Source organism: Psychrobium sp. MM17-31 (assembly GCF_022347785.1).
Lineage (GTDB): Bacteria > Pseudomonadota > Gammaproteobacteria > Enterobacterales > Psychrobiaceae > Psychrobium.
Genome location: NZ_JAKRGA010000003.1, coordinates 479,760 through 495,331 on the forward strand (window position 1 = coordinate 479,760; position 15,572 = coordinate 495,331).

A 15,572-nucleotide genomic window follows, 5' to 3' on the forward strand; every position below is an offset into this window, starting at 1 on the left:
TGTTAATCTAACAAGTGCTAAACAATTTGTTGCGTATTAACGCTTTTCACCCATCCAACTTTCAATAATAATACCCTCTTTTTATTGATGAGTTTTGATTATGCGATCTTCGCTGCAATGGCCTTACCGCGCACTATGTCTTAGTCTATTAACTTCAAGCGCCGTGCTATCAACGCAGATAGCATCAGCTAAAGAAATCGTTTTCAACGATCCGGCCACCTTATTACCACCCACGCTAAAATGGCGTGGTGCCAGCGAAGCACTAATCAATCACGATCCCAAATGGCAAACACCCGCCGAGCGCAATAATTTTGTTAACACGCCATCTTATAGCGAAACCATCGACTATTTAGAAAAGCTAGCTGAAAAGTCTGATTTAATTAAGCTGTCTTACTTTGGCAAAAGCACGCTGGGTAAGCCGCTGATGTTAGTACATGTATCATCTGACTTTAACGCTAAGTCACGCCCTAAAGTGTTAGCGCAGGCAGGCATACACTCTGGCGAAATCGACGGTAAAGACGCAGGTTTAATGCTGGTGCGTGACATTGTATTGGGTAAACAAGCGAATTTAGTTGAGGATGTCGACTTACTCTTTGTGCCGATTTTTAATGCCGACGGTCACGAAAATAAATCCAAATATCATCGCGTGAATCAACGTGGCCCGAGTAATATGGGCTGGCGTGCAACCTCACAAAACCTCAATCTGAACCGCGATTACGCCAAAATAAAAAGCGTCGAAATGGCGGCAATGATCAAACTATTAAATAAGTATCAGCCAAGTCTCTACCTTGATTTACACGTTACTGACGGCGTAGATTACCAGTACGATATTACCTACGGAACCATTAAAAGCCATAGCTATTCACCTGAAATAGCTAAATGGTTTGATAATTTCTACCGCCCAACAGTAGACACGGCTTTATCAACCATGGGACATATTCCCGGTGATTTAGTATTTGCAATGGATAACCGCAATATCGAAAAAGGGATCGCCGGCTGGAGTCCTGGTCAGCGCTACAGTGACGGTTATGGTGCTGCCCGCCATATTCCAACCGTATTAGTGGAAAATCACTCGTTAAAGCCGTATAAACAGCGTGTTCTGGGAACATATGTATTAATTGAGTCATCGTTAAAAGCTGTTGCTGCCCATCAAAAACACTTATCCAAAGCCATCGCAAGTGATAAAAGCTCAAGACCCGATGAGTTACCTCTGACTTGGGGCTACAACAAACCAAGAACCGTAGTCTTTAAAGGCATAACCTACCAACATTTTGACGATGAAATTTCAGGGACACAGCAAGTCAAATGGACGGGGAAAGCGAAAACATATCAAATGCCATGGTTTGATCGTAATGTGCCGAAATTAATCACCAGATTGCCAAAGTCTTATTGGGTTTTACCGCAATATACCGATGCTATTTCGAGACTTAAGCAACATGGCATTAAAACAAAGACCTTAACTGCGCCGCGCACCATTAAGCTAGAAGGCTTAAGTGTTACAAACTCTGACTTTGCCAAAGCCCCTTATGAAGGTGAAATGCGCGTTAAAGCGACCTTTAATAGCCATACGAGTGATATTGAACTTCCTGCTGGAAGTGTGGAAGTATCCCTCGACCAGTCTTTAGGTAAGCTGGCCTTCGCTTTGCTAGAGCCACAATCACCTGATTCTCTTTTTCAATGGGGATTTTTTAACACCATTTTTCAACGAACGGAATATATTGAAGGTTATGCCGTGGTGCCAATGGCTCAGCAAATGTTGGCGCAATCACCAGAGCTAAAGACAGCATTTGAAGAGAAAATGAAAACGGATAAAGCTTTTGCTGACAATCCACGGGCTCGTCTTGCATGGTTTTATCGTCAATCACCATTCTATGATAAGGCCCATGGCCGCTACCCTGTTTACCGTCAATGGTAGCTAAGGGACATATTTGGCAATAATCTTTTCTAAGGCATTTTCTCGTTTAACAGCGGCTAATGCCTTATCGAATCGCTTGACGAAATCTTTTTTGTATTTGAAACGGCCGTGTTCATCACTGCTATAACCAATATGAGCAGATTGCACCATCACTTCTATGGTCTGATGAATATGATCAAAGTTGAGTGAGTCATCTTGCGCGCTTAATTGTTTTAACACCCACTTCGTTGATAAAGGATCATTGAGATAACAGTCGATGCGCTGATTAATCAACTTCATCACATTTGCTTTGGTACTGCGGTTTTCCCAAATTCGGATCAGCCCTTGTCCTTGTGCCTGACTCAAGCGCTCATTAAGAATTAAGTACCCTGCATTAATACCGACATTTAGTGGTGTTTTACGCGCATCGTCATTACCTACTAAATGAGACCTAATGTCGACAGAATCGTGGCAGTGAGCAACAACCCGCTCATAAGCTAAGGCAGCCGAGTACGGCCAAATATAATCTCGTTTGTGGGTGTGAATATAAGGAGGAATAATCGCAAACGCATTGCCAAGTTTCACTTCTTGTAACGCACGCTTCCATGGCATTGCTACGAAAGTCACTTGATAATCTTTGGCTAAACGCTGCGCCGCCAAAGATATTAAATCGACGTAAATACCTTTTACTTGGCCGTCTTCAATATAGGAATACGGTGGATAGCTATCATCCGCCACTATGGTAACAAGTTGCTGTTTGGCATGGCTAATATTGATAAACAGTGAACAAGCAATAAACACCAGCGCTTTTAGCATTATGTTCGAATAAGCGTTATTCATTACATTGGCTCTCACTGTCACTGACTATATATTCAGCGTAGCGCTAATTAGTCCATGCGCCAAGTAATATAATGCACTAACTCATGAATTTTTCTTATTTTTTGCCTTTAGCGCTTTTTTCTCAGCGCGGCGACGGCTAAAAAAGTCGCTAATAATAGTGCCACATTCTGATGCCATCACCCCTGAGGTCACTTCCACCTGATGGTTATGTTTAGCATCATTAATGAGCGCAAAGGCAGAGCCTGCCGCACCAGTTTTTAAATCGTCTGCACCATACACGACGCGTTTGATACGGCTGTGCACTATCGCCCCCGCGCACATGCAACAGGGCTCTAAGGTGACGTACAAGGTAGCGTCTAACAAACGGTAATTCTCTATTTGCTGCCCGCCAGCGCGCAGCGCCATCACTTCGGCATGTGCGCAAGGATCGTGGTTGTTAATGACCAGATTATAGCCTTCGCCAATCACCTGATTATCTAGCACTAACACTGCGCCAACCGGCACTTCATTGACCTGCTGCGCCTTATCAGCCAAGGTCAGTGCATAGCTCATCCAATACTGATCGCATTGTTCAACGGACAGTTTGTTAAGCTCATCGCTGGTTAGTTGTGAGTTCATAGGTGCTTATCGCTGGCTAAAAATAAAAAACGCCGAACATTATCGCTATGTTCGGCGTTTTATCAACAATTAACTGCTTTTTACTTTATCAAAGTAAAAGCCAGTATCTTTAAGAGGAGCTTATTCCCATTCGATAGTCGCAGGTGGCTTACCAGAAATATCGTAAACCACACGTGAAATGCCATCGATTTCATTAATAATACGGTTTGATACCTTACCTAGTAGCTCGTATGGCAGTTGAGACCAAATCGCCGTCATAAAGTCGATTGTTTCAACACAGCGCAGTGATACAACCCAATCGTATTTACGACCATCGCCCATCACGCCTACTGATTTAACTGGTAAGAATACAGTAAATGCTTGGCTCACTTTATGGTAAAGATCGGCGTTGTGTAACTCTTCTATGAAGATAGCGTCGGCACGGCGTAGTAAATCACAGTACTCTTTCTTCACTTCGCCAAGTACACGTACACCTAAACCCGGTCCTGGGAATGGATGACGATATAACATGTCATACGGCAGACCAAGTTCTAAACCAACGCGGCGCACTTCATCTTTAAATAGCTCGCGTAGTGGCTCAACCAAGCCCATTTCCATATCATCTGGCAAACCGCCTACATTGTGGTGCGATTTAATCACATGTGCTTTACCGGTGCCAGCTGCAGCAGATTCGATTACGTCTGGGTAGATAGTACCCTGACCTAACCAACGTGCATTAACACATTTTTTAGACTCTTCATCGAAGATCTCAACGAATACGTGACCAATTTTCTTACGCTTGGCTTCTGGCTCATCGATACCAGCCAGTGCGTCTAAGAAGCGGTTTTCCGCATCAACGTGAACAATGTTTAAACCGAAATGGTCGCCAAACATTTCCATCACTTGATCTGCTTCGTTTAAGCGCAGTAAGCCGTTATCAACAAATACACAAGTTAGCTTATCGCCTATCGCCTTTTGAATAAGTAGCGCAGCAACTGAGCTATCGACACCGCCAGATAAACCAAGGATAACTTCATCATCACCCACTTGTTCTTTAATACGCGCAACAGCGTCATCGATAATAGACGCCGAGGTCCAGTTTTTATCACATTGACAAATATCAACCACGAAACGCTCTAAGATGCGACCGCCTTGGCGAGTGTGAGTTACTTCTGGGTGGAATTGTACGCCGTAGAACTGACGCTCTTCATCAGCCATCGCTGCATAAGGACAGCTATCTGTTTTTGCAACTGTTTTGAATGATGACGGGATAGTAGCAACTTTGTCACCGTGACTCATCCACACATCTAAAAATGCACTGCCATCTTTGATTTCATCTTCGATGTTATCAAACAGCTTACAATCGCCAACGCGCTCAACTTTGGCATAACCAAATTCACGCTCCATCGATACTTCAACGCTGCCGCCAAGTTGTGCCGACATGGTTTGCATACCGTAACACACGCCTAATACTGGTACACCGGCGTTAAATACGTAATCAGGTGCCACAGGTGAGTTTTCTTCAGTTACAGACTCTGGACCGCCCGATAAGATAATACCGTTTGGATTAAACTCGCGGATTTTTTCTTCTGAAACGTCCCAACCCCAAAGTTCACAATAAACACCAATTTCACGAATACGACGCGCGATTAACTGTGTGTATTGCGAGCCGAAATCTAAAATTAGAATGCGATGATCATGTATGTTGCTCATGAATAACCCTTTATAAAATGATTGTAGAAAGGCGCCCATTAGGCGCCCTGTCTTAAATGAGGATGGGGATTAACCCATGCGGTAATTCGGTGCTTCTTTAGTGATGGTTACATCATGCACGTGAGACTCACCCATACCAGCTGATGTAATTTTCACAAATTGTGCTTTTGAGCCTAACTCTTCAATGGTGCCACAACCAGTTAAGCCCATTGCACTGCGGATACCGCCTAATTGCTGATGAATAATATTGCTAATCGGGCCTTTGTAAGCAACGCGACCTTCGATACCTTCAGGCACTAATTTCGAGGCTTCTTTACTGGTTTGGAAATAGCGATCCGATGAACCATCGCGCTGATCCATCGCACCGATAGAACCCATACCGCGGTACGATTTGTAGTAACGACCTTGATACAACTCAACTTCACCCGGTGCTTCTTCAGTACCTGCGAACATTGAGCCCATCATTACACAGCTTGCACCAGCCACTAATGCTTTTGCGATGTCACCAGAGAAACGAATACCACCGTCAGCGATAACTGGAATGCCGCGCTCGGCCAGTGCGTCAGCCGCATCAGATACCGCAGTAATTTGCGGAACACCAACACCAGTCACGATACGCGTTGTACAGATAGAGCCAGGGCCGATACCTACTTTAACCGCATTAGCGCCAGCGTCAGCAATGGCTAATGCACCAGCAGCGGTAGCAACGTTACCACCGATGATTTGTAAATCTGGGTATTCTTGACGCGTTTGCTTGATACGATCTAATACGCCTTGTGAATGACCGTGAGATGTATCGATAAGTAATACGTCAACGCCAGCTTCGACTAGTGCAGCAATACGCTCATCCGTACCAGCGCCACAACCAACAGCTGCACCCACGCGCAAGCGACCCATTTCGTCTTTACACGCATTTGGCTTTTCTTCGGCTTTTTGGAAATCTTTAACGGTAATCATACCTTGCAGTTTAAATGCCGCATCAACAACAACGATTTTCTCGATGCGGTTTTCGTGCATTAAGTGCAATACATTTTCAGAGTCAGTCGCATTGGTAACGGTAATTAGCTTTTCTTTCGGCGTCATTAACGCGCTACAAGGCTTGTCGAGATTTGTTGCAAAACGCACATCACGTGACGTAATGATACCCAATACGTTGTTTTGAGCATCTACAACAGGGAAACCTGAAAAACCTAGACGGTCGCGCATCTCGTTAATTTCACGAATGGTGACATCTGGGCCAACGGTTACAGGTTTAGTGACCACACCAGACTCGTACTTTTTAACAAGCTCCACTTCGTGCGCTTGCTCTTCAACCGTCATGTTTTTGTGGATAAAGCCAATACCGCCTTCTTGCGCTAAGGCAATCGCCAAACGCGCTTCAGTTACAGTGTCCATAGACGCTGAAAGCATTGGAATATTAAGGTGAATTTTTTCTGTTAGTTTTGTGCGAAGGTCTGCCGTGTGCGGCAGTACAGTAGAATGTCCTGGAACCAGTAGAACATCGTCGAAAGTTAAAGCTTCTTGAGCGATTCTTAGCATTGCAACATCTCACCTAAATGAATATAAAAGGGATTAAATATTGCCGACGTATTATAGGGAATTATCCGTCAGGCTACAATCAATATTTGCGATTAATTTTAGTTTTAAACACAATATCTCGTTATAAAATTGTAAAAAACAGCCTTTTTGTTGTCATTCGCGCCAAGAATTGACAAAAATCTAATTTTTCTCGTTTAGCTTTGCTATACTTTCCTCCCAATATGGCGATGTTGCTATCACCCTACTGGAAAACACCATGACAAAAAAATATATAGACGCCCAAACCCTACTAGACGATTCATACAAATTAGGCCTAAAAGTACTCGATAGTGGTTGTAAGCCCAACTACATTATCGGCGTATGGCGTGGCGGCACCCCAGTGGGCATTGCAGTGCAAGAATTGCTGGATTTCTTTGGTGTAAAATCAGATCACATCTCAATTCGCACCTCTTCTTATACTGGGATTGAAGAGCGCGTATCTAATGTACGTGTTCACGGTTTGGACTACATTATCCGCAATGTGAATAGTGAAGATACGCTGCTGATTGTTGACGATGTATATGACACTGGCTTAAGCGTTGCGCAAATCATCGAAGACTTAACGAAGAAATGTCGTAAAAATACGCCTGATATGAAGATTGCAACGCCTTATTTTAAGCCGCAAAATAACAAAACAGATCGAACGCCTGATTTTTACCTCTATGAAACTGATGAATGGTTAGTATTCCCACATGAATTATCAGGTTTAACAAAAGAAGAGCTATTAAACGACAAACCAGGCATGGACTTCCTTCGCGATCGCATCGCGCAAATGGACGACTAATTAGCCTTCCCTTATGCGCTGCTAAAAAAATACTTAGATTAGCAGCGCATAAATTTTCCCCAAAGCAGTATTATGTTTACTTGGATAGGCTTGTTTCAGTCCTTAAGCCACTATACACTTGAGGCCAACTCACATAACGTCATTGCCTCATGTACAACACGCCAAGCGATAACATCTACAACATCTCACGCCTTAACAGCGAAATAAAACGTTTACTCGAAGGAAACTTTGGCCGCGTTTGGGTCAACGCTGAGATTTCAAACTTTGTCGCGGCTTCGTCAGGACACTGGTATTTCACCCTTAAAGACGCACGTTCACAAATAAAATGCGCCATGTTTAAAGGCCGTAACCGCGCTGTACGTTTCAGACCGCAAAACGGTCAACAAGTAATGGTGAAAGCCAACATTAGCGTGTATGAACCGCGTGGCGACTATCAATTGTTAGTTGATGTGATGGATCAAGCTGGCGATGGTTTGCTGCAACAGCAATTTGAGCAATTAAAATGTGATTTAGCTGCGCAAGGACTTTTTAGTAGCGAGCACAAAAAGCCACTGCCAGAATCAATTCAAAAAATAGGTATTATAACCAGTCCAACTGGCGCGGCAGTGCACGATGTGCTGACAGTGTTAAAGCGACGTAACCCTTTGTTAGAAGTAGTCATATACCCTGCTCAAGTTCAGGGGCAACAGGCTGCTGGAGAGCTATGTCAAGCCATTAACCTAGCCAATCTACGTAATGAAGTCGATGTGCTATTACTTACTCGAGGCGGCGGTTCAATGGAAGATTTATGGTGTTTTAATGATCCCCAGCTCGCCTATGCCATATTTAATTCACAGCTACCAATCATTAGCGCTGTTGGCCATGAAGTCGATGTCACCATTAGTGATTTCGTCAGTGATTTTCGTGCACCAACACCGTCGGCAGCTGCAGAAATCGCCAGTGTCAGTAACGAAGAGCAACGTCAGAAAAATGCAATGCTAACTCAGCGCTTGTCTCATGCAATGAGTGCCAAGCTACACCAGTATTATCAAGTACTAACTGAGCTAAGCTCCCGTTTAAAGGCCCAAGATCCTAAGTTTAAATTGGCACAACAAGCTCAATATATTGATGAATTAAATCATCAGATGACGTCTGCTATTAGGCAACGTCTACACCACAACGAACAGCGTTTATCTCATTTATTTCAACGCTTATTATGCCAATCACCAGCGTATAAAATTAAAGAACACAATAATTATAACCAGCAGCTGACTGCGCGCTTGAAACAAGCAATGAATCAACAGCTCGCAAGTCAACAAGCACGTTATGAAGGGTTAATTAGAGAGTTAAACTCGGTCAGCCCACTGGCAACGTTAGCAAGGGGCTATAGCATCGCGTTAGATGAAAGTGAAAACGTGATAACGGATGCATCACAGGTCAACGTTGGCGATGCGCTAGTTACCAAGTTACACTACGGTGAATTAGTGTCGACGGTGTCTGAAAAACGCTAAAGGGCAGCACTTGCCGCTACCCTTTAGCCTATAGATGCACGCTATTTAAAGGTGGCACTGAGTTTGTGAATATCTTTGCTGCAAGATTTGACAGCTTCTGATTGCACCTGAACTTGTTCGCTCATTTGCGTGTTTTCTTGCGCGATAGAATCAACATGAATAATGTTGTTGGAAATTTCTTGCGCCACGGTACTTTGCTCTTCGGCTGCCGCCGCGATTTGCTCACCTAATTGATTAACTTGATGCATCGCACTTACTACACTGCGCATAACCTCAAGTGCTTGTTCACTCTTATCGTTACACTCCCCAGCAGTTTGCTGGCTACTGAGCATCGACGCTCCCCAATCGCTTAATGTTTGCTGAAGCGCTTCTACTGATTTTTGAATTTGCTCCGCCGCAACCTGTGTACGGCTAGCCAAAGTCCTTACTTCGTCTGCTACAACCGCAAAACCTCGCCCTTGTTCACCAGCGCGGGCAGCTTCAATTGCTGCATTGAGTGCTAATAGATTGGTTTGGTCGGCAATACCTTGAATTTCAGACATAATAGTCGCAATTTCATCGGCATCTTGAATTAATTCGGTGGCTGTATGTGCTGATTCACCAATTGCACTGCCAAGCACACTTATGCGCTCTTGAGAACGCTCCAACGCACCGATAGCCTCATCACATTGCGCGTTAACACTATCAACGCGATCGCGAGAGTCCACGGTATTATGACTCACTTCACTAATCGCCCCACTCATTTGAGTAATAGCAGCAGCAAGCTGTGACAATTGATCTTTTTGCGACAACAATCCTTTTAAACTGGTGCTTGAAGCATTATCTAGCTTGGATGACACATCAACAAGATTACTGCCTAAGTCACGACTTCGACCTAAGATAGTTCTTATTTTGGCTTGTGCTAATTGGTTGGGGTAATCCAAGACGCCGATTGGGCCGCCACCAGAAAATATATGACGCGATGGCGAATCGATATCCGCTTTAACACGCTTGATATAATTGGGAACGACAAAGAGCTCTTGATTAAGCGCTGCAATAGCAACACCTAGCAGACCGCCAACGGTGAATAATGTTGTAATCGGTGATTCAATCATGACACTGGCTGCCATAATGCCGACGGCTGAAGCGCCGCAAATAAGCATTTTCATCAGCGGTGATAACAATCCGCGTGCAGGATTTTTACCACTGTTGATCGCCTTGTATAATGCAGCGGCCTTGTTAACGTGCGCTTGTTGCGGCTTCACCCGCACCGATTGATAAGCAACAACCTTATTGCCTTCATACAGCGGTGTTACATAAGCATCTACCCAATAATAATCGCCATTTTTACAACGATTTTTAACGATGCCTCGCCAAGAACGGCCATTTTTAAGCTTTTGCCACAAATCGGCAAAGGCTGCCTTTGGCATATCATCATGCCGGACAATGTTATGGTGCTGCCCTGTTAATTCTTCAAGAGAATAACCTGCGATATCACAGAATGCCGGATTGGCATAAAGTATCACACCACGTGGATCGGTGACTGACACCAATTGTTGATCCGCTGAAAAAGAACGTTCGTTTCCGCCTGACGAAGTATTCATGATAGATCCCAAAGCGCATCACGGCGCCTACTAACTAAGATTGGATTGAGAAACTATCATAGCACTAATACAAATCAAGTAATAAAATATTATTAATTGTGTGCTCGTAACAACAATTCTGCAGTAAAAAATATACTTAAGACGATGACTAATGCATTTAGCTGCTTATAACGTCCAGCGACGAGTTTAATTAAGGTATAGCTAATAAAACCAAGGGCAATACCATTAGCTATCGACATTGTGAGCGGCATAACAATCGCGGTAATAACTACGGGAATAGCTTCAGTTAAGTCTTCCCATTCAACGTTAATGAGACCAGCTAGCATCAAGGTAGCAACATAAAAAATCACTGGTGAAGCAGCAGCTAAAGGAACAGCGTCAATCAACGGATAGAAAAATATTGCTACTAAAAATAGCAGGCCAACGACAACAGAAGTCAGTCCTGTGCGACCACCAGCGGCGACACCTGCCGTACTTTCAACGTAGGTGGTCACTGTAGACGTCCCCAAACTCGCGCCAAATAATGTTGCCGACGCATCAGCAAATAACGCCTTGCCAAATCGCGCAAAACGCCCCGCAGTATTTAGTAACCCACCTCGCTGCGCCACCGCGACTAAACTGGTAGCTGAATCAAAGAGATCGACAAAAAGAAATGCAAAGACAACTGCTAATAAACCAATATCTAACGCGCCACTAAGATCCATCGCCATATAGGTGGCTGCTGCGTCAGGCGGCGCGCTGATTATGCCATCAACATCACTTTTGCCATATAACAGACTAATAATTGTAATGACTGCAATAGCCACCAACATGCCACCACGCCAACTTCGTGCAGCAAATCCAATCATCACTAACAGGCCTATCACCCACATAGCGGCTTCAAAAGAAAAAACATTACCCAGTGTAAGTTGCGTATTGTCGTCAACTACGACTATTCCAGCGATTTTTAACGAGATAAGTGTTAAAAACAAACCGATTCCGGTGGCTATTCCTTGGCGTAACGATAGCGGAATTTTTTCGACAATGAGCTCACGGATCCGAAACAAACTAATGACGAGAAAAGCAACTCCAGAGAGGAAGACAGCGCCAAGCGCAACTTGCCAGCTATGTCCAAGCTGTATAACAACACCGTAAGTAAAAAATACGTTGAGGCCCATGCTCGGGGCTAATGCGATGGGGTAATTGGCAATTAGCCCCATTAAAATACAGCCAAAACTCGCCGCTAAACAAGTTGCTACGAACACAGCTCCTTTATCCATGCCAGCCTGCGAGAGAATCAACGGATTGATACACAGGATATAAGCCATGGTTAAAAAACTAGCTAAGCCACCGGTGACTTCTTTTTTGACATCGGTTTGGTGCTGCACTAATTGAAATAATCGTTCGAGCATTGCGTTATTTGTTGAGCCATTACAATTTGATAACCGCCGATTATGGGACTAAGGCGCTTGATTATCAATGTTATTTCGTCGAATGCGAGCAGATAATGATCCACTAAAGTCGTAGTTGATAATTATTCCTAATAAACTTGTGCTATGATACGCCGCGATTTTAAGTTTAGGATTTATAACATGCCTCTATCTACATTAACGCCACAGCCGTTATGGCAGTGGTTTTCTCAGTTGTGTGCCATTCCTCACCCATCAAAGCACGAAGAAGCAATCGCTCAACATATTGTCGATTGGGCGACAAACAAAGGTCTAAGTGTAACCCGTGATAAAATTGGCAACGTAATCATTAAAAAAGACGCCACGCCGGGCTATGAAGATCGCAAAGGCGTAGTGATGCAAGCACACCTTGATATGGTGCCGCAAAAAAATAATGACACTGACCATGATTTTCTTACTGATCCAATAAAACCATACATCGATGGAGATTGGGTGACTGCCGAAGGAACTACACTGGGTGCTGATAATGGCATTGGTTTATGTGCAATTCTGGCAGTATTTGGCGATGACACCATTGAGCACGGTCCACTAGAAGCGCTGCTGACTGTTGATGAAGAAGCAGGAATGACTGGCGCTTTTGGTCTTGAGTCTGGTTACCTTGACGGTGAAATTCTGCTTAATACCGATTCTGAAGATGAAGGCGAAGTTTACATGGGCTGTGCCGGCGGCGTTGATGCCAATGCGACTTTCGCCCTTGAGACTGAAGCCGCGCCAGCAGACCATACAGCGCTAAGTATTGTCATCGAAGGACTAAAAGGTGGTCATTCTGGCGTTGATATTCACCTAGGACGCGGCAATGCCAATAAGGTGTTAACGCGTGTTTTGTTTGAACTAGCAGACAAATACCAAGTGCGCCTAGCGAGCATTGAAGGCGGTAGCCTACGTAACGCCCTGCCTCGCGAAGCTGTGGCTGAAGTTTTAGTACCAACGAATAATGTGACTGACTTTAAAGCTGACGTTGCAACATTAACTGAAACCTTTAAGCAAGAGCTAGCCGCCGTTGAGCCTGATTTAGCTATTTTTGTCGATCCAGGTGAAGAGAGTGATACGGTATTGGCGCTAGATTTACAACGCCGTTTACTTGCAGCACTCTACAGCATTCCACATGGTGTATTCCGTATGAGTGATGAGATTGAAGGCGTGGTAGAGACCTCAAATAATTTGGGTGTAATTAAAACCCGCGGTAATAAAATTCACGTACAGTGTTTGATCCGCTCATTGATGGATTCACGTCGCATCGACGCGCAGAATACTATTGGCAGTATATTTTCACTTGCTGGTGCTTCAGTAGAATTCACTGGCGCTTACCCTGGCTGGAAACCTGACACTTCTTCGCAAATTATGGGTGTGGTACGTGATACCTATAACGAGTTATTTGGCGAAATTCCAAAGATTATGGTTATTCACGCTGGCTTAGAATGTGGTTTATTTAAAGATGCTTACCCACATTGGGATATGGTTTCTTATGGACCAACGATCCGCTTCCCACATTCGCCAGATGAAAAAGTACTCATCGACACCGTTGAGCGCTTCTGGCAACTAACCCTTGCGATTTTGAAGAATATTCCAAAGAAATAAAGTCAAATAAAATACCTATTAGAAAGCGCTGTTAGCAGAATTTGCTGACAGCGTTTTTTTTTGCTGGTAACTTAAAAAGCACCGCCTAATGAAGAATGTTGTGAGCTTATGGACAGAGTTTATTCCTCGTTTATCGTTTTCGTTTTATCTTTGCTATTGAGCGCTCCTGCTTGGGCACAGGATGTGATTTATTACAAACGCGGCCGTAAAGAAAATTTCAACGCTGCCGAATATGAGCGAAACTCCTATTTCCTTGGTTTGTTACGAATGGTTTTGGACGCCACTAAACCAGAATATGGTGATTATCTATTACTCCCGAAAAAAGTACCGGCCAAAGGAGAGCGACTACAGTGGTCATTAGCGAATAAGGCAGGTTTGGACGTATTATGGGGCAATCCACATCCAAAATATGCAAGTGCATTTAGAAAAATTAACATTGATTTACTGCGCGGCCATGGAGGAATTATCGTTTTACTCGTCCACAAAGATCGGATTGACGAATTTAGACACATTACATCGCTTCAACAATTAGCGCCTTTTAAATTAGGTAGAAACGCAAAGTCAGCTAAAAAAGAACTATTTAAAAAGATAAACCTTAATGTCCTATTTTCTCATAATGCTGGAAGTGTCGTTAAAAACCTACTAATGGGACGATATGATGTATTACCCGTTGAGTTATATGGCAGCGATTTAATTAGAAAATCACATCCAGATATCGTTGAGCTACCAAATCTGGCCTTTAAGAATCACATGCAGTCCACCTATTTCGTTCACAAGGACAACAAAAGATTACATGTGAGAATAACCAGAGGTCTTGAAATCTTAGAAAGCAATGGCCGGTTTGCGAAGCATTTCAATACGCACATTATGATGAGCCCTTATCGCCGTTTTGATCTCAACACAGCGATTATTCTCCACGATTTCACCCAACATTAACCCCATTATTAGTATTCAAGAAGAAAACAGTGTTAATTGATTTAAATCGGAGTTGCTATCAGGCTGTGAATTTTGGTTATTTCGCACACCAACATTGATACCCACTAAGCGAATAGGTCTTCCTTCGCCACGCTCGAAAGCTTCTTTTAATAGCGTTACATACAATGACTCATCAAATTCATCGACGGCTTGTTCTACCGTTGTCGATTGAAAATCGCTAAATTTTAACTTCACACCCTGCTTGTGAATAGCGAGCTGCTCGGTGTGTCGATAGCGTTCTTTTAACATGGATTTTAGACGAGCTAATTCATCAAGGCATTGCGCTAATGTTGTCACATCATGGGATAGTGTGCGTTCAACACCAACCGACTTTCTGACTCTATTTGGTTTAACCACACTGTCGTCGATGCCATAACAGCGCGCTACTAATACATCGGCGAGTTTACCAAAATACCGCTGAAGAAACTCAGGCTCGGCGCGACGAATATCCTCACCATAAATCAGACCGAAATTTTCGAGTTTTGCAGCGGTGACCTTGCCAATGCCGCTGATCTTTCTCAGCGCCAATTGCGCGGTAAAGGCGTCAACATCACTCGGCGGAATAACATATTGTCCATTTGGTTTATTGAGATCTGATGCAATCTTTGCCAAAAATTTGTTGGGAGCAATACCAGCAGACGCCGTTAATCCTGTAGTGTCAAAAATCTCTTGTCGTATTTGCTCAGCAATCAAACTAGCACTGCCTTGACAAGCACTGGCGTTTGAAACATCTAAAAATGCTTCATCAAGTGATAATGGCTCGACTAAATCGGTATAACGACGAAAAATTGCTTTGATCTGAGCAGATACTTCACTGTAAACATCAAAACGACTTGGCATTAGTACCAACGATGGACACAATTTCAACGCCATTGCCGTAGACATCGCGCTGCGCACACCGAACTCTCGCGCTTTGTAGTTACAGGTTGAAATCACCCCCCGATGGTCGCGCAAACCTCCCACAGCCACCGCTTGATTGGCCAATGCGGGATTATCACGCATTTCGACAGCTGCGAAAAAGCAATCCATATCAACGTGAATAATTTTGCGCTGAGTCACTCTCTACTAACCTCTGTACCAAACTATCTACCA

At 43.8% G+C, this 15,572-nt stretch carries 12 protein-coding genes; 5 read left to right on the forward strand and 7 right to left on the reverse strand.

Annotated features, from left to right (window positions below):
- Positions 1-100 precede the first annotated feature (100 nt).
- A complete protein-coding gene (locus MHM98_RS10995; RefSeq protein WP_239439318.1) occupies positions 101-1,915 on the forward strand; it encodes a M14 family metallopeptidase in 1,815 nt (604 codons plus the stop codon).
- Here the strand turns inward: MHM98_RS10995 and MHM98_RS11000 are convergent, their stop codons facing one another.
- The 4 genes from MHM98_RS11000 to guaB all read right to left on the reverse strand — a co-directional run bounded on the left by MHM98_RS11000 (position 1,916) and on the right by guaB (position 6,583).
- Positions 1,916-2,734, reverse strand: a complete 819-nt coding sequence (locus tag MHM98_RS11000) for a transporter substrate-binding domain-containing protein (protein ID WP_239439319.1) — start codon at positions 2,732-2,734, stop codon at positions 1,916-1,918.
- Positions 2,735-2,815: 81 nt separating this feature from the next.
- Positions 2,816-3,352: a tRNA adenosine(34) deaminase TadA gene (gene tadA / locus MHM98_RS11005; RefSeq protein ID WP_239439320.1), complete on the reverse strand. Its 537-nt coding sequence runs from the start codon at positions 3,350-3,352 to the stop codon at positions 2,816-2,818.
- 120 nt (positions 3,353-3,472) lie between these two features.
- Positions 3,473-5,044, reverse strand: coding sequence for a glutamine-hydrolyzing GMP synthase (gene guaA, locus MHM98_RS11010; RefSeq protein ID WP_239439321.1), 1,572 nt, complete (start codon positions 5,042-5,044; stop codon positions 3,473-3,475).
- Between the two features lie 69 nt (positions 5,045-5,113).
- Positions 5,114-6,583: an IMP dehydrogenase gene (gene guaB / locus MHM98_RS11015; RefSeq protein ID WP_239439322.1), complete on the reverse strand. Its 1,470-nt coding sequence runs from the start codon at positions 6,581-6,583 to the stop codon at positions 5,114-5,116.
- A gap of 256 nt (positions 6,584-6,839) precedes the next feature.
- Here guaB and MHM98_RS11020 point away from each other — a divergent pair, with 256 nt between their 5' ends.
- Both MHM98_RS11020 and xseA read left to right on the forward strand, forming a co-directional pair.
- The gene (locus MHM98_RS11020) at positions 6,840-7,406 is read left to right on the forward strand and encodes a phosphoribosyltransferase family protein (RefSeq protein WP_239439323.1); all 567 of its coding nucleotides are present in this window, start codon (positions 6,840-6,842) and stop codon (positions 7,404-7,406) included.
- Between the two features lie 149 nt (positions 7,407-7,555).
- Positions 7,556-8,896: an exodeoxyribonuclease VII large subunit gene (gene xseA, locus MHM98_RS11025; RefSeq protein ID WP_239439324.1), complete on the forward strand. Its 1,341-nt coding sequence runs from the start codon at positions 7,556-7,558 to the stop codon at positions 8,894-8,896.
- Between the two features lie 41 nt (positions 8,897-8,937).
- Here the strand turns inward: xseA and MHM98_RS11030 are convergent, their stop codons facing one another.
- Positions 8,938-10,479 carry a methyl-accepting chemotaxis protein gene (locus MHM98_RS11030; RefSeq protein ID WP_239439325.1) on the reverse strand — a complete coding sequence of 514 codons (1,542 nt, stop codon included), beginning with the start codon at positions 10,477-10,479 and terminating at the stop codon, positions 8,938-8,940.
- Between the two features lie 92 nt (positions 10,480-10,571).
- Positions 10,572-11,870 carry an NCS2 family permease gene (locus MHM98_RS11035; RefSeq protein WP_239439326.1) on the reverse strand — a complete coding sequence of 433 codons (1,299 nt, stop codon included), beginning with the start codon at positions 11,868-11,870 and terminating at the stop codon, positions 10,572-10,574.
- Between the two features lie 180 nt (positions 11,871-12,050).
- On the opposite strand from MHM98_RS11035, the gene MHM98_RS11040 reads away from it, so the two are divergent.
- Together MHM98_RS11040 and MHM98_RS11045 are read left to right on the forward strand one after the other, a co-directional pair.
- Positions 12,051-13,505, forward strand: a complete 1,455-nt coding sequence (locus MHM98_RS11040) for an aminoacyl-histidine dipeptidase (RefSeq protein ID WP_239439327.1) — start codon at positions 12,051-12,053, stop codon at positions 13,503-13,505.
- Between the two features lie 108 nt (positions 13,506-13,613).
- The gene (locus MHM98_RS11045) at positions 13,614-14,441 is read left to right on the forward strand and encodes a hypothetical protein (protein WP_239439328.1); all 828 of its coding nucleotides are present in this window, start codon (positions 13,614-13,616) and stop codon (positions 14,439-14,441) included.
- 15 nt (positions 14,442-14,456) lie between these two features.
- Here MHM98_RS11045 and dinB read toward each other — a convergent pair whose 3' ends face one another.
- Positions 14,457-15,539: a DNA polymerase IV gene (gene dinB / locus MHM98_RS11050; RefSeq protein ID WP_343229211.1), complete on the reverse strand. Its 1,083-nt coding sequence runs from the start codon at positions 15,537-15,539 to the stop codon at positions 14,457-14,459.
- Positions 15,540-15,572 lie beyond the last annotated feature (33 nt).

What these genes read in the sequence shown, in the direction of transcription:
- MHM98_RS10995 (WP_239439318.1), top strand. Translation starts at nt 101, where the DNA reads ATGCGATCTTCGCTGCAATGGCCTTACCGCGCACTATGTCTTAGTCTA.
- MHM98_RS11000 (WP_239439319.1), bottom strand. Translation starts at nt 2,734, where the DNA reads ATGAATAACGCTTATTCGAACATAATGCTAAAAGCGCTGGTGTTTATT.
- tadA (WP_239439320.1), bottom strand. Translation starts at nt 3,352, where the DNA reads ATGAACTCACAACTAACCAGCGATGAGCTTAACAAACTGTCCGTTGAA.
- guaA (WP_239439321.1), bottom strand. Translation starts at nt 5,044, where the DNA reads ATGAGCAACATACATGATCATCGCATTCTAATTTTAGATTTCGGCTCG.
- guaB (WP_239439322.1), bottom strand. Translation starts at nt 6,583, where the DNA reads ATGCTAAGAATCGCTCAAGAAGCTTTAACTTTCGACGATGTTCTACTG.
- MHM98_RS11020 (WP_239439323.1), top strand. Translation starts at nt 6,840, where the DNA reads ATGACAAAAAAATATATAGACGCCCAAACCCTACTAGACGATTCATAC.
- xseA (WP_239439324.1), top strand. Translation starts at nt 7,556, where the DNA reads ATGTACAACACGCCAAGCGATAACATCTACAACATCTCACGCCTTAAC.
- MHM98_RS11030 (WP_239439325.1), bottom strand. Translation starts at nt 10,479, where the DNA reads ATGAATACTTCGTCAGGCGGAAACGAACGTTCTTTTTCAGCGGATCAA.
- MHM98_RS11035 (WP_239439326.1), bottom strand. Translation starts at nt 11,870, where the DNA reads ATGCTCGAACGATTATTTCAATTAGTGCAGCACCAAACCGATGTCAAA.
- MHM98_RS11040 (WP_239439327.1), top strand. Translation starts at nt 12,051, where the DNA reads ATGCCTCTATCTACATTAACGCCACAGCCGTTATGGCAGTGGTTTTCT.
- MHM98_RS11045 (WP_239439328.1), top strand. Translation starts at nt 13,614, where the DNA reads ATGGACAGAGTTTATTCCTCGTTTATCGTTTTCGTTTTATCTTTGCTA.